The organism is Candidatus Nitrosotalea bavarica (genome assembly GCF_900167955.1).
Classification (GTDB): domain Archaea; phylum Thermoproteota; class Nitrososphaeria; order Nitrososphaerales; family Nitrosopumilaceae; genus Nitrosotalea; species Nitrosotalea bavarica.
This window is the reverse complement of sequence record NZ_FUYK01000003.1, coordinates 1-22,056: the sequence shown is the minus strand read 5'-3', so window position 1 is coordinate 22,056 and position 22,056 is coordinate 1. Positions and strand designations below refer to the sequence as shown.

22 protein-coding genes and 1 pseudogene are annotated in these 22,056 nt (G+C 36.6%); 15 read left to right on the top strand and 8 right to left on the bottom strand.

Annotation, left to right across the window (positions count from 1 at the left end; all coding sequences use genetic code 11):
- The first annotated feature begins 517 nt into the window (after positions 1 to 517).
- Together C0Q33_RS01095 and C0Q33_RS01090 are read left to right on the top strand one after the other, a co-directional pair.
- Positions 518 to 1,063, top strand: a complete 546-nt coding sequence (locus tag C0Q33_RS01095; RefSeq protein WP_101476761.1) for a PepSY domain-containing protein — start codon at positions 518 to 520, stop codon at positions 1,061 to 1,063.
- Between the two features lie 134 nt (positions 1,064 to 1,197).
- A complete protein-coding gene (locus tag C0Q33_RS01090; RefSeq protein ID WP_101476760.1) occupies positions 1,198 to 1,380 on the top strand; it encodes a hypothetical protein in 183 nt (60 codons plus the stop codon).
- A 22-nt stretch (positions 1,381 to 1,402) separates the two neighbouring features.
- Here C0Q33_RS01090 and C0Q33_RS09465 read toward each other — a convergent pair whose 3' ends face one another.
- A complete protein-coding gene (locus tag C0Q33_RS09465) occupies positions 1,403 to 4,933 on the bottom strand; it encodes a DNA-directed DNA polymerase I (RefSeq protein ID WP_101476759.1) in 3,531 nt (1,176 codons plus the stop codon).
- Positions 4,934 to 4,940: 7 nt separating this feature from the next.
- Positions 4,941 to 5,477: a deoxycytidylate deaminase gene (locus C0Q33_RS01080; protein ID WP_101476967.1), complete on the bottom strand. Its 537-nt coding sequence runs from the start codon at positions 5,475 to 5,477 to the stop codon at positions 4,941 to 4,943.
- Positions 5,478 to 5,595: 118 nt separating this feature from the next.
- Between C0Q33_RS01080 and C0Q33_RS01075 the strand changes: the two genes are divergently transcribed.
- Positions 5,596 to 7,104, top strand: coding sequence for a DEAD/DEAH box helicase (locus C0Q33_RS01075; RefSeq protein WP_245867274.1), 1,509 nt, complete (start codon positions 5,596 to 5,598; stop codon positions 7,102 to 7,104).
- A 64-nt stretch (positions 7,105 to 7,168) separates the two neighbouring features.
- A complete protein-coding gene (locus C0Q33_RS01070; RefSeq protein WP_101476757.1) occupies positions 7,169 to 7,942 on the top strand; it encodes a hypothetical protein in 774 nt (257 codons plus the stop codon).
- Between the two features lie 7 nt (positions 7,943 to 7,949).
- Here C0Q33_RS01070 and C0Q33_RS01065 read toward each other — a convergent pair whose 3' ends face one another.
- Entirely contained in the window at positions 7,950 to 8,411 is a 462-nt protein-coding gene (locus tag C0Q33_RS01065; RefSeq protein ID WP_101476756.1) for a hypothetical protein, read from the bottom strand.
- 117 nt (positions 8,412 to 8,528) lie between these two features.
- Here C0Q33_RS01065 and C0Q33_RS01060 point away from each other — a divergent pair, with 117 nt between their 5' ends.
- From C0Q33_RS01060 to C0Q33_RS09155, 3 genes are all read left to right on the top strand, one after another.
- Positions 8,529 to 8,783 carry an Lrp/AsnC ligand binding domain-containing protein gene (locus C0Q33_RS01060; protein WP_101476755.1) on the top strand — a complete coding sequence of 85 codons (255 nt, stop codon included), beginning with the start codon at positions 8,529 to 8,531 and terminating at the stop codon, positions 8,781 to 8,783.
- Between the two features lie 119 nt (positions 8,784 to 8,902).
- Positions 8,903 to 9,298 carry a hypothetical protein gene (locus tag C0Q33_RS01055; RefSeq protein ID WP_245867273.1) on the top strand — a complete coding sequence of 132 codons (396 nt, stop codon included), beginning with the start codon at positions 8,903 to 8,905 and terminating at the stop codon, positions 9,296 to 9,298.
- Positions 9,288 to 9,428 (top strand): hypothetical protein, encoded by a 141-nt coding sequence (locus tag C0Q33_RS09155; RefSeq protein WP_165776402.1) that lies wholly within the window; start codon positions 9,288 to 9,290, stop codon positions 9,426 to 9,428. Before C0Q33_RS01055 ends, C0Q33_RS09155 begins: the two co-directional genes overlap by 11 nt.
- Before the next feature lie 763 nt (positions 9,429 to 10,191).
- Here the strand turns inward: C0Q33_RS09155 and C0Q33_RS09150 are convergent.
- The 3 genes from C0Q33_RS09150 to C0Q33_RS01045 form a co-directional block, all read right to left on the bottom strand.
- Complete coding sequence (locus C0Q33_RS09150; protein ID WP_165776401.1) at positions 10,192 to 10,347, bottom strand: hypothetical protein; 156 nt, start codon at positions 10,345 to 10,347, stop codon at positions 10,192 to 10,194.
- Positions 10,348 to 10,385: 38 nt separating this feature from the next.
- Entirely contained in the window at positions 10,386 to 11,045 is a 660-nt protein-coding gene (locus C0Q33_RS01050; protein ID WP_101476754.1) for a hypothetical protein, read from the bottom strand.
- 117 nt (positions 11,046 to 11,162) lie between these two features.
- Positions 11,163 to 12,209, bottom strand: a complete 1,047-nt coding sequence (locus C0Q33_RS01045; RefSeq protein WP_101476753.1) for an NAD(P)-dependent alcohol dehydrogenase — start codon at positions 12,207 to 12,209, stop codon at positions 11,163 to 11,165.
- 143 nt (positions 12,210 to 12,352) lie between these two features.
- Here C0Q33_RS01045 and C0Q33_RS01040 point away from each other — a divergent pair, with 143 nt between their 5' ends.
- The 8 genes from C0Q33_RS01040 (at position 12,353) to C0Q33_RS01005 (ending at position 21,229) form a co-directional block, all read left to right on the top strand.
- Entirely contained in the window at positions 12,353 to 12,607 is a 255-nt protein-coding gene (locus tag C0Q33_RS01040) for a hypothetical protein (protein ID WP_101476752.1), read from the top strand.
- Between the two features lie 179 nt (positions 12,608 to 12,786).
- Entirely contained in the window at positions 12,787 to 13,326 is a 540-nt protein-coding gene (locus tag C0Q33_RS01035) for a DUF192 domain-containing protein (protein WP_133120965.1), read from the top strand.
- A 125-nt stretch (positions 13,327 to 13,451) separates the two neighbouring features.
- Complete coding sequence (locus tag C0Q33_RS01030; protein WP_133120964.1) at positions 13,452 to 17,057, top strand: hypothetical protein; 3,606 nt, start codon at positions 13,452 to 13,454, stop codon at positions 17,055 to 17,057.
- Positions 17,026 to 17,529 carry a hypothetical protein gene (locus C0Q33_RS01025; protein WP_133120963.1) on the top strand — a complete coding sequence of 168 codons (504 nt, stop codon included), beginning with the start codon at positions 17,026 to 17,028 and terminating at the stop codon, positions 17,527 to 17,529. The genes C0Q33_RS01030 and C0Q33_RS01025 overlap by 32 nt, the downstream gene beginning before the upstream one ends.
- Positions 17,530 to 17,601: 72 nt before the next feature.
- Positions 17,602 to 18,117, top strand: a complete 516-nt coding sequence (locus tag C0Q33_RS01020; protein WP_245867272.1) for a response regulator — start codon at positions 17,602 to 17,604, stop codon at positions 18,115 to 18,117.
- A complete protein-coding gene (locus C0Q33_RS01015; protein ID WP_101476748.1) occupies positions 18,114 to 19,070 on the top strand; it encodes a matrixin family metalloprotease in 957 nt (318 codons plus the stop codon). The genes C0Q33_RS01020 and C0Q33_RS01015 overlap by 4 nt, the downstream gene beginning before the upstream one ends.
- Before the next feature lie 128 nt (positions 19,071 to 19,198).
- Positions 19,199 to 20,029 (top strand): cupredoxin domain-containing protein, encoded by an 831-nt coding sequence (locus C0Q33_RS01010; protein ID WP_101476747.1) that lies wholly within the window; start codon positions 19,199 to 19,201, stop codon positions 20,027 to 20,029.
- A gap of 57 nt (positions 20,030 to 20,086) precedes the next feature.
- Complete coding sequence (locus tag C0Q33_RS01005; protein WP_101476965.1) at positions 20,087 to 21,229, top strand: 3-hydroxyacyl-CoA dehydrogenase family protein; 1,143 nt, start codon at positions 20,087 to 20,089, stop codon at positions 21,227 to 21,229.
- Here the strand turns inward: C0Q33_RS01005 and C0Q33_RS01000 are convergent.
- Positions 21,213 to 21,728: a TIGR00725 family protein gene (locus tag C0Q33_RS01000; RefSeq protein ID WP_101476746.1), complete on the bottom strand. Its 516-nt coding sequence runs from the start codon at positions 21,726 to 21,728 to the stop codon at positions 21,213 to 21,215. The two genes, C0Q33_RS01005 and C0Q33_RS01000, sit on opposite strands and share 17 nt — an antisense overlap.
- Before the next feature lie 61 nt (positions 21,729 to 21,789).
- Positions 21,790 to 22,056 (bottom strand): annotated as a pseudogene (locus C0Q33_RS09440) (hypothetical protein); the annotation flags it as partial.

Sequence of the window (22,056 nt, the reverse complement as noted above, 5' to 3'; positions counted from 1 at the left end):
TCCTGTTTTTGGTGTGGATTCGAAATATGGCCATATGGAAAGGAAAATCGTTTAACTAGTTTTGAAATTTTGATAACTGACTAATTTAGGACAAGTTCTCTTGTGATATGACTGCATTCCATGTGAACCTGTTCATCACTTGCTCTTCTACAGTGGGCGCAAACGAACTGGTTTACTACGTTACATACGGTGCAATGTTGAAATTCCTGCATAGTTACACCACAGTTTCTACATGAATCTTTTCGCATAGTTGTAATTTCTATAACTTTCTTTATAAATTATAGTAATGATTGTCTTGACACACAGGTGTAATGTTTTGACCAATTTACTGGTTTTATAGGTTTTCTGACAATTACCATGCCTGTAAGCATGAAGATGGAAACGTGCTCTTCCTGTCAACACATGAGATTTCATGCGTGCCTTTGAAGACTTTTAATGTCATATTTAAGATATTAGTTAACATTGTTACTGAACAAGGTGTCACAATTCTTTATATCGACTTTTCAGTAATTACGACATGAATACACAGAGCCTAGTAGCACACAAAAAGTTGCTTGCTATCATAATTGGTGTGGCAATAATTGCCACAGCGGGAATGTCAGCAGCATCTGCACAAACTACTCCGGCAAAACCAACAATCCAGGGTTCAATAAATATTGAACAGTTACTTTTGTCAAAAGCTACAGTAAGCTTCTCTGATGCTGCAAACACAGCTGCAACAGACTCAGCAATTACTGGTGGTGGCAAGGTAATCAGTGGAAGCTTGAAACCAATGCAAGGAGATCTTGTATATGCCTTCAAAGTAATCGACAGCAATAGCATGGTATATTCCGTGATTATTGATCCATCATCTGGAGCTATACTTTACACCTCACCAGGACACGCATTTCATATGGGTGGCTCTGGCATGGGTCACGCAAGAGGCATGATGCATGAACACCAAATGGGTCCAGGCGCATGGAAATCAAACAATGCTCCATCTGGAGGAACAGTTACACCAGGTGCAACTACACCGGGCACTACAACTGGTTCTGACTGGACATATCAAAGCGGATCGCAATAGCAATCCCAAAATCTTTTTCTCTTTTTTTACTCTTAAATTAATTTTAAAACCTTACGTATGACTTGATAGCAAATACAAGTTCGGTCAATTAAAATCCCCTGTGCCCTTTTATCGCCAGAATCATACTCTCAGTATTGAGAATTGAAGTTATAACAACGCATGACCAATTGGAATTTGTAACATCAATCAACAAAGCAATCTCCGATGGAAAATACGTCAAGGACGTCAAATATTCTCATAGTTTTGACAAAGACAACAATATGGTATATTCTGCCATGATTTTGTCATACGAATATCAAGAATTGGAACAAAGATAGGCCTTCTAAATCGGATGCTAGGCTATTTCCAAAAGAATTGGTCCAATCCGGTCTGCTTGGGGGCACCAATTAGGCTTGCAAAATCAAGGTCCATTGAGGATAAAATCTGGTCAAACGTACTTTCCATGAACTCCATGTATTTTGGAGTATCAATCTCATCGGGCCGTGCCATCTCCACAGGTTTTACCCCCGGCTTGTTGATGATTTTCACATATGATATGATGTCTCCTTTTTTTATTTCTCTTGTTTGTTCCAATAATTTTGCAGCTCGAATATGTTGCGGTATAGTTTTTACATATTCTGATGGCGCCTTGCTTATCATGACATTAAACGCAAGGTCTGTCAATGGAATTTGTTTTGCCTTTAATCTCTTGGCATATCCTGCTATCATATCACCAATCTTTGCCTTGGATTGTGAGAATTCTTGCTCATTTTGAACTTGGGACAATATGTCCAATATTTCATAAAACAAATGTCTGATAAATGGAGGCGTATGGGATTTTTTTCCTGTTAGGCCCTTGACATCAACTTTACCGTCTTTTTGTACTCCGAGATAATTTTTCTTTCTTGTGCTAAATACAACATAACGGTATTCTTTGTCCAAATCCAAATCAACTCCAAACTCTATCTTTGCCCAATCAACTACTAGTTGCACTTGATCTCTTGATGGTGCTTTTAAAAATAATGAATCGGTGTTGTGAAGTAATATGTTGCCCAATCCACCACAAAAGTGATGATTTTTTGTTTCCAAGTCGTACACATACCCGTTTATGTCAAATGTTTCAATTTTCTTGATAATGTCAGATTGTTTTATTCTTGTGTCTGTTTGGTCTTTGATTATTCTGAGTCTGCAAACATTTAGTTTGTCCTTTCTTATTTGTAAAGAATATTCTAATCCAAGTTGTTCGAGCATGATTACAATACCAGTCATTACTGTCTTGTGAATTTGATCAAGTATTGTTAATCCATTTATGTCAGTATGTCCATCACCTTCTAACATTCCATTAATGAATGCCTTTTTTGCTTCAATGTTGGCATTTAGTATGGATTGAGGTATGCCCTTTTGATCACCACGATAACAAAGAAATCTGAAATAATCAACAAATAATTTATGATTACCTTTAGGAACAAGCGCATATGTAGAACTACTTTTACGTATGTCCATGATGCTTGTTTCCAAAGATAAATGTTCTAGTATAATTTTCTGTGCTTTTTGTAATAATTTTTTGTTTTGATTTACAATTCTCCAGGAATTCTTTGTATTCTTTTCATATGTGTAGATACCACATGTACCTTCCGCAATAAAAAGTCCAAATAGCCAGCTCAGGTCAGGACTTACATTAACTTTAGATTCTGCTTTGAATTTAATCAGATTAATTTTATCTCCGCTTTTTAGTTCTGATGGTTTTACATTATTTCCATCTATGACAAGACTATGATCCTCTGTGCACTCTACAAACCCTTTTCTAGTAAGAACTCTGTACCCTTTTTTCTTTACCTTGTGTCTGTAGACATATTTTATTTTAGTGAATCCTTTTTCTGTTAACACTTCGACATCTCCAAATTTATCGTATCTTGAACTGGTTACAGTTTGTGGCATCAATGATTCTATAGGTATCACATCTACGACTCCTTTTCTACGAATTATGATGGGTGTGTCTGGAAGTACACTGTCTCCATACAATACCTCGATTCCAGATGATTTGCATTTTTCAATTGTTTCTAAAATTGTATATCGTCCAACTGCCGTTGTGGCTTCAGCAACTGGTAAACAATACAGTGGAAATATTTCTGCACCCATTACCCCATAGCTTGCATTTAGAATAACTTTGAGTGCTTGGCTAACCACTGTGTATAGCTGCTTTTGATCTGCAGAAAGACTTGGGTTTTTGGACAAACTCTTGTAATAGTTTACACGCAAGTCCCTCAGAGAACCAATAAGCATGGCAGTAAGTCCATTCTTTTTGGTACATACCCAGTGACTTGTTCCTGGAATGGTGTTTTTTTTGCATTCGTCATGCGTACAGCGTACTGTCTCATAGGACAAGTTTCTCACTTTTATTATACTGGGATATAGACTGGCAAAATCCATTACAGAGACATTAAAGTGAATTCCCTCTGTTGGTTCTACAACCAGCCCTCCACGATATTTTTTATCTTTTATTATTGCTTCAGTTGATGCGGCTCCTGATTTTAGATCAAGCTCATCCCTTCTTGGAATCAAAAAATTGTGCTTTCTATGTTCATAATAAAATAAACTACGAATCCACTGTGATACTCCCATTCTTGATATGTCATCAATTGGCATTCTTCCAATCCTTGTAATTACGACAAGTAGATTCATCAGAAGATCATTGTTAAAACTAGTAAGCTTTTGCGTTATTCTTGCGTCATTAAAACAATAATTTGCCAATTCATAAAATGACAAATCTTCCAATTCGCCTTCATACTCTGTCTTGGACTCTTCGATGAGTCCTTCACAGATACTGTTTAGTGAAAAATCATTATACTTGTGTGAGAATGCATAGATTTGAAATGAACGATTGGAAAATGCACGGTACAAGTCAATATGAACTCCTTTTTTGAGCGTAGCAGAATCACGCATCATTATTAGCGGAATCTCTTTTAGTGGAACACCTAGACGTTCTGCCCTGTTATACATAAAAGGCATATCAAAATCATCTCCGTTAAATGTCATAACAAATGGATAGCTTTCTAAAATTTTGAATGCGTCTTTTATCATATCTGCTTCTTTGTCTTCTTCATAAAAAGAAATTTTAACGCCTTCTGGAAGTTCGTTTGTTCCCATCGGACGCCCTGCCCTTTTTAGAACAAAGACTGCCTTGAAATCATCACTTGCACAAAATCCAATTGCTGTGATTTTTTTATCTGCAATTTTTGCATCTGGAAGTCTTCCAGTCTCAGATTCTACCTCAATATCAAAAGTAATTCGTTTTATGTTGGGTATGGGTTGGTTGAGAAGGTTTGCCCATTCACTTATGTGATTTTGAAATTCTTTGGAATCTATGATTCCCATGTTTGTTACTTTGTCAAACAGCAGACCTTTGAGTGCAAGTTGGACCTCGTCTGGTATGGGATAATTATATTCTTTGAGTTTACCCTCTTCTACACTGTAATATCTTCCAACAATTAGAGAATTATCATATAAATAATTTTCATAATATTTTATGTCAGATTCCCATGTCTCCATTATATTTCGTATGCTCTTGTCAGTCTGTGTTCCACCAATTGCAAGCGGATCTGATACTGTGATTTTTGTAACGTTGATCATCCTGTCTTTTAGCAAGTCTTGTCGTTGCACCCGTTCTAGTTTTACCACATCAGTTCTACTTGACAAAAATTTTAATTCTTCAGGATCTAATTTTGAGTAACAATATGGTTTGTGGCCGGTATTGTCATACCAGAGTTTTAGTGTCTGTGATTTTGGTTCATAAAATTTCAGTACCGCACATTTTTTCATTCCATCATATGATGCCGAAACAAGTAGTGCAGGTGGCATTGTGGTGGTTACTTCTTCTACTGCGTTTGACATTATATCATCACTTTGGTGTTAGATTGACACTTGGTTCTTCAAGTAATACCTTTATCCAATAATTTATTCTACTTCTATCTAAAACTACAACTTCCAATCCGGCTTCATGTAATAGATCATAATCTGTTTCAGGATAACTCCCAAGGCAGACTATTCTTTTGATCCCTATTGTAATTGCCATCTTACTGCATTCAAGACATGTAACAAATGTAGTATACAGCGTAGAGTCTTTTGTGCCAGACCCTACTCCCAATATGGCACAATGCATTATTGCATTGGCTTCTGCATGATTGCATAAACATCTGTCTAGTCCTTCTCCTGAAGCAACTTTTCCCTCCATACGAAGCTGACATCTCTTGCAGCCGCCCTCAAAACAGTTCTTGACACCAGGTGGTGTTCCATTATATCCTGTAGCAATCTGTCTATTTCCTCGTACAATGACTGCTCCCACATGTCTTGTAATGCAATTAGAACGTAATTTTGCAAGCTCTGCCTGAAGCATGAAATATTCATCCCATGTTGGACGTTCAAATGTCTTGTTCACAGTCAAACTGTATCGTGCTTCAATATAAGATTACAAATTTGTGAAAACAAAAGTAAGCAAAGCTTAGCTCTTAATTTTAAACAAGCTTTTTACCCAAGATTACCAAATGTGGATACAATTGACTGACAACTTTGTAGAGCATCGGTATATAAAAAAATCAAGTATTGAACATAGAGCATATCAGGATAATTTGGCAAAGCAGGCAATCTCTGAAAACTGTTTGATTGTCTTACCTACAGGATTGGGAAAAACAACAGTAGCATTACATGTGATTGCAGAATTTTTGTCTAGAGGAAAAGGTGGCGTGCTGTTTTTAGCACCAACTAGAGTACTTGCACACCAACATTATGAATTTTTAAAAAATAATTTGTTAATTGACGATGTCACACTAGTTACCGGTGAAGACCTTCTTGCTAAACGAAAAAAACTTTGGATTAACAGTGTTATCTGTGCAACACCTGAGATTGTAAAAAATGATTTAGATAGACAAATAGTATCACCAGAACAGTTTTCGTTAGTAATATTTGATGAAGCACATAGAACAGTAGGCGATTATGCATATTCTGGAATTGCGGAAAGATTTTCGAACATGGATGTTAGAATCATTGGAATGACTGCCACATTGCCTAGTGAAAAACAAAAAGCAGAAGATATGGTAAGAATATTAAAAATTGCAAGTATTGCACAGAGAACTGAAGAGAGTCCAGATGTAAGCCCATATGTTCAGCAGACTGATACTCAATGGATAACAGTAGAACTTCCACCTGAGATGAAAGAGATCCAGGCCTTGATCAAAGATGCCATTGATTCGAGATACTCTGAATTGAAAAAATTGGGCCTAAATCTGTCTGGGAATAGGTCTATGTCTGAACTTTTACGTGTACGGGAATTTGTAATACGACAGAATCGCAGAGCTGCCAAGCCACTTTTTACTGCAATACGATTAATTCATGCACTACATGTCTTTGAATCCCACGGTGTAACATCATTTCTTAGGTTCTGTGATAGGACGCAAGAAAAGAAAGGGGCCGGTATAAAAGATTTATTTGAAAATGACATAAATTTTGGAAAAGCGGTACGTCTTGCAAGAGAAGCACAGGCAAAAGGAATTGAGCATTCCAAGATGGAAAAACTAAAAGAAGTTTTACATGGAATTTCTGGTAAGGCACTTGTTTTTACTAGCTATAGGGATTCTGTAGACGTAATACATAAAAAATTAAATGAAATGGGAATTCCAGCTGGATTTTTAATTGGAAAGGCAGGGGAGACTGGGCTTAAACAAAAAAAACAGATAGAGACAATACAGAAATTTCGAGATGGTGAATACAAAGTACTTATTGCAACCCGGGTGGGGGAAGAAGGTCTGGATATTTCTGAAGTTAATCTGGTGGTATTTTTTGATAACGTCCCAAGCTCGATTCGTTATGTTCAGAGAAAAGGCCGTACTGGAAGAAAAGACTATGGCAAATTGGTCGTATTGATTGCAAAAGATACTACTGATGAGACCTATTACTGGATAGGAAAACGTAAAGTTACAGCTGCCAAAGGCATGGGTGAGAAGATGACTAAATTCTTAGAACAGCAAGAGATACCAAAGACAAAGGCAGGTCTTGACTCATTTTTCTAACATTATATCAGTTGTACGAAATTAAATCACAGTTAAATATCATATGGGCCCCAAGAGCTTTTGGATGAAAATTGAAAATAATGTAATTATTCTGCTATCTTTTCTTGCCATATCTTCAATTGTTTTTCCAGCTTATGCAGATACTGGAACAATCACTGCAACATCAGACAAGAGTTCGTATGAGCAAGGGGATAAGGTGACAATTACCGGCTCAGTTCCACAGGTAGTAGATAGCAATCCAGTCACGATAATCATACGAAATCCCATAGGAAATGTATATGATGTTGGTCAAGTTGACTTGTCAAACAATCTCTTTGTTCATGATTTTGTGATAAGTGATGATTCTATTGGTGGAGATTATACTGTCAATGTAAAATATGACACCCAGACATTACAGTTTCATTTTACTGTTACCCCTAGTACATTGACTATAATTCCAGTACTTGACAGTCAGATAGCAGTTAGAACAATTGGAACAAATTTGGTACAATATGGTGAAGTCTCAGTATCTACTACAGATAACAAGATTACAGTTGCAATGAATACCTTCAACGTTACAACAAGTACGGTAGAACAAAAATATCAAATTCCAAAGGAAATAGTGGATACATCGGGTGGGGATATTACACTCACGGTTGATGGAAATAATATTCAATGCACTCAAAGTGAAACTGACACCATGCGAATACTTGATTGTTACCTCCCAATAGGCTCTAAAGAACTTGAATTATCTGGTACATCTGTAATTCCAGAATTTGGTCAATTTGCCACACTTGCCATTTCTATTGCCATGATTACAGTGATAATATTGTCTAGAACCAGGAAGATTTCGGTTTAGGTTTTTACTAGTTTTGCAAACTTTGGCCTATTGTTATGTCCTTTATCTCGTCTTTTAATTGTTGAATCTTTGTATAATATTTGACAATCTCTTTTTCTGAGAGATATTTTTCATTTTCAAACTTTTTGACATGAGATTCGCATATCCATAAAAATTCTAGATCATACGATATGGAATCCTGTGGATGGTTTGAAATATCTGCTGACGGGTGATCTTTCTCAAATTGTATCATTTCGGGCATGCGTTCTACGTTGTTTTTGACAAGATTCAGAAATGAATCAAGCTCAATTTTTATAGATTTATTATCTTGAATCTGCTGGGTCCATACGGGTTTTGTCTTGTCATGATGAATTAGTTCTTGATGAGACAAATCTATTCCAAAAGTTTCCATAACATCACGTGTAATCTCTTCCCGTACTGTTTCTGACATTTTGATCAGTTCATCTGTAGAATTGTTCTTTATTTTCATGTTTGACTTTTTGGTTATAAGATGATACCATGCTATGTTGAAACAATCTAACAAATTGGTTTAGAGGTGATTCTTTTTCAAAAGATATTTAACATCAGATGTTGGTTATGCTTGTGTATGATTACATACATTCTTGCAACATGCATTCCAGGAAATGAAAAAGAGGTAATACAAAAAATTAAAGAATTGTCAAATATCGTTGAAGTAAATGGAATCATGGGTAAATATGATGTATTTGTTAAAATTGTAGCAGATGATGTGACAAAAGTAGATTCCACCATAAGCAAAGTAAGAACTGTTCCGCATGTCACAAGTACAATCTCAATACCTGTACTTTATGGTCAAGGCGGAACCATTGACGACGAAAAGTAGAATCCGATACATTTCAAAATAATATCTTCCATAGGCATAAAATCTCGAAAAGATGAGTCGGGATGGGATATAGTTTGTCTGCCTGCAAAGATTATCTAGATTGGTTACGTAATTAGTATGTGAAAAAGGTAATCGAAGTTGCAGATCCTGAGAGAATGGACAGGACACCTGATAAAACAATTGCATTAATGTCTGGAGGGAAATTCTTGGAACAAGGACACGTCGTAAAAAATGTGACCTTGAATCTATACATCCAAAAAAAGGATGATGCTCTTGGACCTTATTCTCTGATTACGGCACTTGTTGAAACAGACAAGGGGATAATAGAAATGACATATGATGAAGGATGGAGGGGCGCAAATGCACTGGAAGAAGCTGCCGCGTTTCTTACATCACACCTGGGTATTTCTGGTCTGATCCTACGTTCCATTATACAATTAGACCAGTCGACGAACAAAAATAATTTATTGGTGATAGAATCAGATTATCAAGATCCTGAATATTATGAAGTTTGAAAGAAAACCAATAGAAATTATTCCTACATGTGCCATGTGTTCACGACCTGTAAAAGAGCACACCCCAGAACAAATGAAATCTTGTACTGAAGAGCGAAGAAAGTCAATGCAGGCAAAAAAGATTCAATAATAAAATAATTGACTACTCTGAATGTAGATTAATTGGTCGTATGTGACAAGTTATAGAAGCATTCCACATGTTCTTACCTTCGTGTAAAAAAAGGATTGCAAACTGATCAAATGGTGTTCCAGCCTCCTCATTTCATGAATCCACGTATGACTCGTTTGAAATTATCTCTCTAGATGGAAAGGTCGCAGTGTATTATTGCAAGGATGGTACACTTGCAATTCGAGATGATGAGAAAAATCCATTATATCGTAGAATAATACGACTGGTCAACAAACTTATTCTCAAAAAAGATTATCTGTAAATAAAAATTTACGAATTTTATTCATTTAGATCTATAGATTCTATATAGGTAGTCCTTTTATTTCACGATGCAGCATACTATGCTGTCATCCGACCGACAAATGTGAAGACTCGCTTGACAATAAAGAACTTCAGGTAAGGACTTGATTTTCTTGTTAGGTGATGTTTGAACATTTCTGGTTAGGGAAGAGGTGTATGAAAACACCGTTCTTCAGAAATGTACGACAATGGCAAGGAGGGAAAGGTAGTACGATGCGTTGGCATGTTATTACTAGGAATTGCCATGCCCACTCAAGGACGGATGACACTTTTCAATACAATTATGTATTATCTTTATTTGACATTGCTTTTATCTTAAAACATATTTTGAGTAATATGGAATAGTTCACAGTTTGGGGTATTTTTTATAAATACGTCATTTTAGATTCTCAACATGTCATTCGTACAACTGAAAACTAAATTCTCACATGTCTTGCTTTTTTTTCCAGTGTTCTACATCAAATCCAAGACAATTTCCTGCAAATTCTTTTACCATGATGATTTTACAGATTTGTTCTTGCAATTCAGAATGCTCTATGAATTTCTGTCTACAAATTGGACATTTTATACTCTGAATCATTATATACACATAAAAAAAGAGTTAATTGAAATTTTCTCTCATAGGTCTAATCCACTTGCGTCTTGGAGTTTTTCTGTAAGTTCAAGATATGTGTACGGGTCTAGCTGTTTTGCAAATCCCTTGTCTATATTGATTAGATATATTGAATGCAGATGTGCATTTAGTATGTCGTCTGTATCGATTGGCGGATTTTTATAAAATCTATCTACTAGTGATTTGATTTTTTGAATTTCTTCTGGTTTTCTATCCTTTGGAGGTTTTAAGAATAATTTTGGAATTGGTAAAATTCCAACAACTGGTGTTGCTAACGCAAACTTTGAGCAATGCTTGCTATATCTTGCAATTTTACTTGATATTCTTGCTACATAGTAGTCTATAGTATCTAGTGCATGATCTGGTGGGGTAAACCCAGTTTCAATTTCCATAATAAATGTGCCATCTCCTTTTGTTGCAAATACGTCACAGACTAGAATATTGGAAAGTTGTTTTTCTATATCCACAGTGTATCCATGCGCTATCAGATTTGAGGCGCAGATTATCTCCAATACTGAATGGTTAATTTTTACAAGATTTTTCTTGTATAGTTCGATTAGTCTCTCTCTCACGAAATTTATCTTGGCCTTGATTTCCGGCGCCTGCCCAGTTGTTAGGTTTTCAGCCACAGTGTATACATCTTCAGTGAATTTCTCTAAATCCAAAATCTACTCTTATACATCTAGTATGGGGTTTAAGAGGATAGCTGAATTACATGCATAATCTACCGAGTGGATTTTTTATCTGAATGTGTGATGAAAAATACATTCTGTATTAACTAGTCATTTGAGTGACTTCATGTCTATGACAAATCTATATCTAACATCGCTGTTTAAGATTCGTTTGTATGCCTCATCGACTTTTTGAATTGGAATTATCTCAATATCACTTACAATGTTGTTCTTGCTGCAAAAATTGAGCATCTCCTGGGTCTCTAGAATTCCGCCAATAAGTGAGCCTGCAAGACTTCGACGAGTACTAATTAATGATACAAATCCCACCTGTGTTTCCTTTTCAGGAAGACCGACTTGTACCATTGTGCCATCAAGTGTTAACAAATTCAAAAATTTATTCAAATCAAAGTCTGTCGAGACGGTGCTAATTATCAAATCAAAGTATCCTTGTAGTTTCTCAAATATTTCAGGATCTGATGTAGCATAAAATTTGTCAGCCCCCATTTTTTTACCATCTTCTAGTTTTTTGAGCGAGTGACTCAGTACGGTTACTTCAGCACCTAACGCATGTGCAATCTTTACTCCCATGTGTCCTAGGCCTCCAAGGCCAATTATTGCAACTTTCTTTCCCGGACCTGCTTGCCAATGCTTGAGAGGAGAATAGAGGGTAATGCCTGCACATAGCAGAGGAGCTGTTTTATCCAGTGGTAAATTGTCTGGAATTTTGAGAACATAGTTTTCATCAACTACAATTTTGTTCGAGTATCCTCCTTGAGTTGGCGTCTTTCCATCCCTTTCTACACCATTGTATGTTGTAGTCATTCCTTCAAGACAATATTGTTCTAGTCCTTTACTACATGGAGTACATTTGCGACAAGAATCTACAAAACACCCTACCCCCACCCTGTCTCCTATTTTATAATGAGCCACTTGTTTTCCAACTTGAGAAACAACTCCTACTATCTCGTGTCCTGGAACCATTGGAAAAACAGAACCGCCCCACTCATCATTTACTTGATGTATGTCCGTATGACATATACCACAATATTGGATATCTATTACTACATCACAATCACGAGGTTCACGTCTTTGAAATACATGTGGGGCCAGTGGCGCTTTTGCTTGATCTGCGGCATATCCTATAACTTGAATCATAATTTTCTCTTACCTGACTATTTTGTACTATTTGATGCTATTTCTAATTATTGGTGCTAGAGTAATATGACACTTCGATAATTTTTCTAAGAAATTATGTTTTTTAAAAAGATTTTTTATCAAGATAAAACTGATTATAGTGAATGACGGATTTATCCAACGAAGACAAACTGATACTTTTACAGCATGCCATTAGCAAGTATGAAGATGAGAACACCTTGCTTGAAAAACTAAAAGCGGTTTTACCTCAAAAGGATATAGACCGTGGCATTGCTACATTAATTGGGACCCAAAGAGTGAGGAGAATAGGTCCAGATGTGTTACAGAATAACATCAGCCACATTGGTGAATTACCAGAGATTCCACTCCATATTAAAGAGATTATAGATACACTGTAAAAGAAAACAAGGTAGTGCTTGAGATAATTTGCAGACAACATGCGATTTAAAACACATATTTGAAAAAAGATCAGTAACTTTTAGACTTGATTTATTGAAAAGTTAATTTTCTACCCCCGACATGTAAGATATAATTGAAAAAATCGTTACTTTTTTCAGCATTACTTGTATGCCTGCTCTTGCTATTTTTTGTTAAATATGCCCAAGCCGATAGTAGTGCTTCTACAGCATTTGTATTATCATCTAACCAAAGTACTTTTTCCAGTCAGGAAATAACCCTAGATAATGTTACTCTCAATGTGAAAATAGCTGATACGCCAGATAAAATGGAACAAGGATTGCAGAATAGTGATCCGCTTCCTTACACTGAAGGTATGCTTTTCATACCTAATGCCCCTCAAGTTCTTGCCATGTGGATGCCAAACATGAAATTTTCACTTGACATGATTTGGTTTGATAGTAATGGAAATGTATTACACATAGAACAGAACGTTCCACCTTGTACTTTTGCTGACCAGTCTACATGTCCAATCTATAATCGAACCGGACAACCATCTCAATATGCGCTGGAAGTAACTGCAGGCTTTGTAGACAAATACCACATTACAATGAATTCCAAACTTGCTATGCCTATACCAGAATTTGGTTCTCTTGCAGGCATGATTGTAGTCATATCTGTCATTGGTGTCTTGGGAATATCTCGAAAATTTAGATTTTAGAAAGATAATTCACGGGATTAATTCTTGAATTCTCCCATAATGAATTGTTACACTTTTATCAGTAACAATGTTACCGAACAATGTGTCGTAATTCTTTATTTATTGAATTGCCCATATAAAGCAAAATGACATTTACACTACTGATCTTTATTTTCTTTGTGGCAATGTTAGTTTTTCCACAATATGCATTTTCCATGGAATCACTTGGTAATTCTAGCATTATCAATTCGTCAAGCGACTCAGTTTCAAACATATCTACAAATAATGGATCCTCATCATTTCAAATTATTTCAGTAGATGGCACTACAAATTCTCAAAATAATGCTAACAGTTCTACTATACAACCTAGTACTAGTCAACCAACTACATCTCCAAGTACTAACAGTTCTACTATACAACCTAGTACTAGTCAACCAACTACATCTCCAAGTACTAACAGTTCTACTATACAACCTAGTACTAGTCAATCAACTACATCACCTGCCCCACGAAATAACATGACTTCACCTTATCACGGTATACCGCAAAGAGCATTTTCAAACAATACTGCCGGATATAACATGACTTCATCTCATCATGGCATGCCACAAATATCTAATCTGCCAGTAAATTTCATACATTTCACATCAGTTGTTGTAACACCTAATTTTGTGATGAATCAAGGATCTCCAACATCCTTTATTGTGCAAGTCACTGACACATCAAACTTGCCAACCATTCCTACTGGCATAGTATCATGGAGTGATGGAAATGTGGGAGGTTTGTTTAACTCTGCTACATGCGGAATATCATCTGGTGTTTGTATCGTATCATATATGCCACCTCAAAATTATCCAAGTACAATAATAATAACTGCACACTATGGTGGAGATGGTACACATTCTGGTAGCTCTAATACCTCCACTTTAACAGCAAATGTACTTCATGTAGTTTCTACCACCATCATACCAAATATCATTCCAATAACCCCTGGTTCTGAGGTCCAGTTTACTGCAACACTTATGGATACATCCAACTTGCCAACCATTCCTACTGGGACTATATCCTGGAGTGATGGAAATGTGGGAGGCACATTTAGTACGTCATATTGTATTTTATCATCAGGAATCTGTTCTGTATCATATACGCCGCCACAAAATTATGCAAATACGATAATTATCACTGCAAACTATGGCGGAGATACCTCTCATTATGTGAGTGTGGGAACATATTCTGTGCCACCAAATCTACTAAATAATACCACTACCACCATCGTACCAAATATTGTAATGATAAATCCTGGATCTCAAGTTCAACTTAGCGTGACAATAGATGATACATCCAACTTGCCAACCATTCCTACTGGGACTATATCATTAAGTGATGGTAATGCAGGGGGCACATTTAATCCAGTTTCATGCATACTTTCATCTGGTAACTGTATTGTATCGTACACCACTGCAATCAATCATCCAAATTCAATAGTAGTGACTGCCGCATATGATGGAGATAATTTACACTCTAGTAGTACCGGTACATCATCTGTAACTATCTCTTCCAAATCTAATACTGTCACAACGGTCACACCAAATACAGGAACCATAGCTAGAGGGTCTCACGTACAGTTTACTGCAACACTATCTGATACAACTATTTCACCAGAACAAATTGCTGGTACTGTATCATGGAGTGATGGTAATGCAGGGGGCACATTTAATCCAGTTTCATGCATGCTTTCATCTAATGTGTGTGTCGTATCATATACTCCATCCATATCGTCTACAAATCAAGTAACAGTAACCGCAACATATGGCGGGGATAACACACATTCTGGTAGTTATGGCACATCCCAGTCATCCGTAATTCTACTTCCATCATCTCTCTTGTTGAATACTGATCAATTGTATTATGCATATGGAGATGTAGTCACTTTATCTGTAAATCTTCCAGGCCAAAGTCTCCAAAGTATTGCTGTAGGAGTTTCAAATCCAAAAGGTGACAATATCATATCAAGAACGATAACGACAGATGATAATGGAACAGGGTACATTCAATTCAAAATTCCTGACACTTATCAAACTGGAATCTATCATGACGTTGTCAATACCCTTGTGGATGGAATGAATTATACCAACTCTACCCAGTTTACAGTACTCAAATCTCATGGTGTTACAATTGACTCGGTACAAATCACAAATCAACAAGGAAATCCTGTTTCAATGCTACCAAAGGGTCAAAATGGATTTATCAAGGTCTCACTTTCATCCGATGAAAAAATGCCGGCACTCTTAACACTTAACCTCTTTGATGCCAATCAGAGCAGTCTTGGTACTACCTCTATCCAATCAACTGTAACCCCTGGAACTTCACAACTGATCTTGTCATTTTTCATTCCTTCTAGTGTCCAAGCAGGACTAGCAAATGTTTTTACCGACGTATATTCGGATTGGCCTAACAATGGAGGTATACCGTTAAGTCCAGAGTCATGTCTTGCAACAGATCTCCAAGATCCTTCAACACTTCCCATATCATATGTTCCAGTTCCTCCGCAAAGCTGCACAAGTTCATCGAATGGACTATCTTCGGGGACAGGAAATACAATATCTACAGTAATGACAAATAACCAAGCTTATGCAACACTTGGAGTTGTAATTCAAAATGATACTATGACATTCATGAGTCCTAGTGAGGCACGTCTTCTCGCACTTTCATATGAGAACGGCACTGCAAAAAATACTGCAATCAATTCTGTAGGAACAGTGAATGTTGATCTAAGCAGTATTAATGTAAACGGTACAAGTATCCCAGTTTCTGGAAATCAATCCAATTCAAGTTCAATTCAATTCACAACACTAGCAGGCCCAAGTCTTCAAAACAATCCGATGGCAATGAAAATTTTGCAAGAAATCAATACGTCCAAACGACAGGTAGCAAATATTTTAGGAAATGAGACTGCTGATACTCTAAACCAACAATTGGTTTTACAACAAAGACAGGCCGCATCTAGCCAACTCAAACAAGATCTTACTACACTTGAACAGGCAAGTGCGTCCACTACATCTAATGTAGCATACTCAAACTTTCTTACAACCGTGAGTGACAATAGAACTATCCCAGTATTCCAAGCCGAATTTAATTTTATGAAACAGAGAATGTCTGTGGCAAATACTGCAATGCAGAATACACTTAACACCGGAGGAAATTTAGATCAAGCACTTGCAGTCTTTAACCAATATGCTACCATAAACCATGTTCAAATGGTTAGTCTTAACAATGAACTAAATGTTGCATATGGTCTTGCAGACAATAAAATCCAGTCATGCTTTAATGGGATGGGACAACTCACAGTCATAAATGGAATAAATCCCTGTGTTACAAACGTAGAAAATAATTCTACTGGACCAAGTGGAATCACAATTATATCAGTCCAACCCACTGATCAGCAAGGTAATCCGATATCCTTGATCCAAAGAGGACAGACAGGATATGTCAAAGTCGTAATTGACTCAGCAGTAACTGCACAATCTCTCATAACTGTAAATATCTTTGACTCTAACGTGAGCAGTCTTGGTACTGCGTCTGCCCAGTATGCATTAAGCCCAGGGCAATCAGAAGTAATTCTTCCTTATTATGTCCCCTCAGATTCTGGGATTGGATTAGCCAGTATCTATGCCAATGTATTTACAGACTGGCCAAATAAGGGGGGTGTACCACAATCCAATGAACTATCATACTTTGTCGGACTTTCATAGGCAAAATCAGAATAGATTCCTATCTTTTACCGTGATAGCATTGCTTGCTTCTTCAGGAGTCTTGAATTCTTTTGCTCAGGTGGATCAATCAATAACTCTTGTAACTAACAAGGGCGCTTATCTTCCAGGAGATATAGTTCAACTAAGCGGTATGGTGACAGGACAACCAAACGTACTGGTTGCATTACAAATCAAAGATTCTTCTGGAAATCTCATACTCATCAGAACCATATCCTCTGATCAAAACGGAAACTTTGCACTACAGTTTAAAATTCCGCCTACTGCAACGTCTGGTAATTTCAATATAGCAGCTAGTGCAAAGATCAATGGCTTCATTGTCACACAGACCAAGACCATGACTGCAACAGTTCCAGAGTTTGGCACTTTTACCATACCCATGTTTGGGATTTCATTTATCCTGATTGTTACAATATTTACTTTTTCGAGCAAATTCAAAAATTATCTGAGATAGATATTCAAAAAAATCTTTTGTAAACTGAGAACTATAACTTTATTCAAATTAACTTTTTGTACAACATGCGGTATGAAATATTCTGATCGGTCAAAAATTAGGAAAAATTTGTTTGTTCAATCTAAACAAAATTCATCTAATATGCATACTCTGCATTTCATAAAACAAATGGTAAGTTATTCTCAGCCTTATCCGGTAAATGACAAAAACTCCCTTACTGCCACAGTGATTGATGATGATAAGGGAGTAGTATCTATCCTGTCTGATTTTTTACAGATTAAGGGAATCCAGGTAATCGGAAAGGGGTATGATGGTTCTGAGGCAGTAGAGACGTATAAAAAACTTAGACCAGACGTGGTATTTTTAGATGTCTTGATGGAACGATATGATGGATTTTACGCATTTGAGAAAATCAGAAAAATCCAACCAGATGCCGCAATCATAATGATGACATCTGATTCGTCAGATATTATGCGTGAAAAGTTGTTTTCACTCAACGCGTCTGCAATAATTTACAAGCCTTATGATATTGACGAGATAGTGCATGTCCTGAATAAAATATCTCCGGTAAGGGCAATTACTCTATGAAACAAGAGTTTCTTGAAGACCTAGTATCCCAAAAAAACTTACTTCAAGAAATGAATTTGGATCTTAAGAAACGTTTGGATGCATTAGAAACAACTACAGTTCATCTTGAACATAATATTGCAGAGAAAACTAGGACCATTGAAACTCTACACGAAGACAAGAAAATTTTAACTGGATTATTAAGAGAACCGCGTAAAAATAAGATTTTACGAAATATTACAATAGTAGTGGCGCTAGGACTTGCAGTTTTTATTTTTGTTTCTTATGTTCCAAGTGATTTACAGTTATATCGTAATTCTAACAATGCTCCACTCAAAACACAATTTCTGATACAAGACTTGAGGAGTAACACAATTGACACATGGAAGCCATGGCATTTGACAAATAATCAAATTCTTAACGTCAATATAGTAAATGCAGATGATATTTCAAAAGAAAAGATTGACGCCATCAAGAATGCAATTCTCTCAGAAGAATCTATGAAAATAGATAACTCTTTGGTAGATAGGGGCCCCGTTGGTACTGTTTCAACTTATTACAAAGGTTGGCAAGGTGCAATCGAGTCCATAAAAAATGAAAATTCTAAATTTTACATGCCAACCAAGTTTAACATAATCCAATCTCCAATGGAAGAGGGGGACATAACAATAACTCTCTCCAATCTTGAAAATCCAGATGGGTATCACGGATATACAAAAACTACAACAGACGGGCAGGAGATACTCAAATCGTCCATAACTGTTTATGATGTGGACCACCTTTCACCAGAACGACTGGGGGCAGTAATCAGGCATGAATTTGGCCATGCGTTGGGACTGGGGCATTCAACTGTTCAAGAAGATTTGATGCATTATGTGATTGAGACAGATTTTCCATTCATATCAGACTGTGACACTAATGCCATAAAGGAACTTTATGATGGAAAAGATTTAAACGATATAGCCTGTGTATAGCACAAATTCATTTGGACTTTTTTTTGAAATGAAATATCTTTTTTACTCTTTTACTCTTGGGTTCAAAGTTTTTGCTTTCCTTACATGTCCAATAAAACGATATATTCCAGTATGAAACAAATTATGAATTGAATTATTTTTGTATTGTATGCTGTGGAATAATTTCACTGTGTACAGCATTTGGAGTTTTCACTGTCATTCCAGCGTTGGGACAAGTACAAGCAGAGGTGGATATTCAGACAGGCGCAAGTTCTAGTGCAAACGCTCCTTGTGTAATTGCAAACAATTGTTTTTCATCAAATCCACTAAATGTTGTACCTGGAACAACCGTAACTTGGAAGAATTTAGATTCTGTGAGTCACACAATTACAAGTGTAGGTAATCTATGCAACGGACCTCATTTTACAATTCAAGTAGAAACCGATAGCAGGAACGTAGATCCAACGGTAATGGTTCGCACATCTCTTACTGAAACAATTTATGCAAAGCTTGCCCAATACCAACCATATGCTGCAGATAATGTAATTGCGCCTATACGAAAACTGGTCTATGAGGCCTACGTCTCTCCAGCAGCAAAGTCGTTTGAAGTTGTTGTAGTTGAAGGAATTGGTCAAAATACGTACTCTGTACATAAAACAGTAAATGTTTCAGGATGTGATGTAGGTTCTTTATTTGATAGCGGTGTTATCCCGTCTGAAAAGACATTTGAATTTACATTCGCAACATCTGGCAATTATAATTATTTTTGTGCAATACATCCGTGGATGACTGGTCAGGTGATTGTGGGAAATCTTGCATCTGTGAATCAAGCAAACTCTACACAGTCTAATGTGATAGAGATGTCTAATGAAACAATTCAAGCGATAATTCCAGAATTTCCAGTATCAACAATATCTGTAATGATAGTAGGGTTTGTGTTGCTATTGCTAATAAGATCCAACCCCTTGGGAAAAATATGATAAAATAATCGATTATCTCCAAAAACTTACAAATAGATGCAAATTAGACTAGTAAACATGACGATAAAAAACATCACGGTTTTGGGGTCTGGAATAATGGGTCATGGTATTGCCCAGGTATCTGCAATGGCAGGATACAATGTAATTTTGCGTGATATAGAACAACAATTTCTTGATAAAGCCATGGAAAAAATCAAATGGTCTTTGGATAAGTTAGTATCAAAACAAAAGATAACAGAACAACAAGGACAAGAAATATTCTCAAGGATTACACCGATAGTTGATTTGGCCCAATCTCTCAAAGACTGTGACTTGATGATTGAAGTAGTACCTGAAATAATGGAATTAAAGAAAAAAGTATATGCCGAGGTAGACAAAGTTGCTCAACAAAAGACAGTCTTTGCATCAAACACCAGCACTTTACCTATCACCGAGATTGCAAACACTACATCAAGACCAGAGCGATTTATCGGGATCCACTTTTTCAATCCCCCGCAATTGATGAAGCTAGTAGAAGTAATACCGGGACAAAAAACATCAAAGGAATTGTTAGATATGACAATTAATTTTGTAAAATCAGTATCGAAAGAACCAGTCGTATGCAAAAAAGATGTACCCGGATTCATCGTAAACAGATTGTTTATTCCGCTAGTGCATGAAGCTGCATATGCAATGGACCGTACAGGTGCTACAAAAGAAGAGATTGATTCGGCAGTAAAATTCACATTACACTTCCCAATGGGCATATTCGAATTGGCAGACTTTACAGGAATGGATGTAATTCACAAAGCTACGATAGAGATGCATTCTAGAGACAAAAAGGTCATCAATCCGCATCCATTAATTGAAAAACTATACAATGAAAAGAAACTGGGACAAAAAAGTGGGGAGGGGTTCTACAAGTATTCTGGTGAGCAATATGAGAGAATCAATCTAACTGAAGATCTGGCAAAGAAATTCAATCCAATACAGCTACTGGGAAACATACTAAATAATGCGGCATGGCTTGTAACAAATCAAGCAAGTGATGTCATAGAGATTGAAAAGGCTTTGTCTCTTGGAATGGGGCTCAAAAAGCCATTGTTTGATACCGCAAAAGAGTTCGGCATACAAAAAATCGTAGATGAATTACAAAGATTATCTAAAGAGAACAAGTTCTACGAGCCAGATCCGTATTTGAAATCTATGCAGCAAAATTAATTTTCTCTAAAATTACTTTAACAGCTTCTTTTGGAGTATCTACTCCGATTATCATGACATTTTTTCTATGATCTAGATACTGGTCGGCATATTTTTCTGCAACCCCTCCACTTGTTTTGATTGCCACAATTGGTTTTTTGTGCATGTACGCAGCACAAGTCTCAGATAAAGTTCCAGAACCTCCGCCGATAATTATGACACCATCACCTGATAATGCAGTAAGAAAATCTCTTGCAAGGCCCATGCCGGTTGGAATTACGATATCACAATATTCATTTGCAAATGATGCATCATTTTGGGGTATAATTCCAATAGCTAAACCTCCACCATCTTTTGCACCATGACTTGCAGCTTTCATCACACCATCTAACCCTCCTGTAATTAAAACCGCTCCTGATTTTGCAATCTCAATTCCTGTTTCATATGCAATCTTTACAAGTTCAGGAGTAGTTCCATTTTCGTTATTTCCAATGATTGTAATCTGTATCTTTCTTGGCAATCAAATATGATCAAAAATGCGATAATAAAAATGGTATTTAGAAAATGAAAAGAGAAAATACCTAAGATGAGGTACTTGTTTCAGTCTTTGAAGTCTCAGTTGTAGAAACTGTACCTTCTGGCTTTGTTGCAGCAGTTTCTGCTTTCTTCTTTCGTGGTGCACGTGGTTTCTTTACTTTGACTTCAGTACTAGACTTTGCAGTTTTTGATTTTTCAGTTGTAATTGTTTGTGGTTTTGGCTGTGATGGTTGTTGTGGTCTTTGTCCTTGTTGTGGTCTTTGTCCTTGTTGTGGTTTCTGACCTGGTTGTTGTGGTCTTTGTCCTTGTTG

Coding starts and splice junctions, on each gene's coding strand:
- C0Q33_RS01045 (WP_101476753.1), bottom strand. CDS start 12,209: ATGATTCAAGTTATAGGATATGCCGCAGATCAAGCAAAAGCGCCACTG.
- C0Q33_RS01040 (WP_101476752.1), top strand. CDS start 12,353: ATGACGGATTTATCCAACGAAGACAAACTGATACTTTTACAGCATGCC.
- C0Q33_RS01070 (WP_101476757.1), top strand. CDS start 7,169: ATGAAAATTGAAAATAATGTAATTATTCTGCTATCTTTTCTTGCCATA.
- C0Q33_RS01015 (WP_101476748.1), top strand. CDS start 18,114: ATGAAACAAGAGTTTCTTGAAGACCTAGTATCCCAAAAAAACTTACTT.
- C0Q33_RS01060 (WP_101476755.1), top strand. CDS start 8,529: ATGATTACATACATTCTTGCAACATGCATTCCAGGAAATGAAAAAGAG.
- C0Q33_RS01095 (WP_101476761.1), top strand. CDS start 518: ATGAATACACAGAGCCTAGTAGCACACAAAAAGTTGCTTGCTATCATA.
- C0Q33_RS09465 (WP_101476759.1), bottom strand. CDS start 4,933: ATGTCAAACGCAGTAGAAGAAGTAACCACCACAATGCCACCTGCACTA.
- C0Q33_RS09150 (WP_165776401.1), bottom strand. CDS start 10,347: ATGATTCAGAGTATAAAATGTCCAATTTGTAGACAGAAATTCATAGAG.
- C0Q33_RS09155 (WP_165776402.1), top strand. CDS start 9,288: ATGAAGTTTGAAAGAAAACCAATAGAAATTATTCCTACATGTGCCATG.
- C0Q33_RS01020 (WP_245867272.1), top strand. CDS start 17,602: ATGAAATATTCTGATCGGTCAAAAATTAGGAAAAATTTGTTTGTTCAA.
- C0Q33_RS01065 (WP_101476756.1), bottom strand. CDS start 8,411: ATGAAAATAAAGAACAATTCTACAGATGAACTGATCAAAATGTCAGAA.
- C0Q33_RS01025 (WP_133120963.1), top strand. CDS start 17,026: ATGAACTATCATACTTTGTCGGACTTTCATAGGCAAAATCAGAATAGA.
- C0Q33_RS01005 (WP_101476965.1), top strand. CDS start 20,087: ATGACGATAAAAAACATCACGGTTTTGGGGTCTGGAATAATGGGTCAT.
- C0Q33_RS01030 (WP_133120964.1), top strand. CDS start 13,452: ATGACATTTACACTACTGATCTTTATTTTCTTTGTGGCAATGTTAGTT.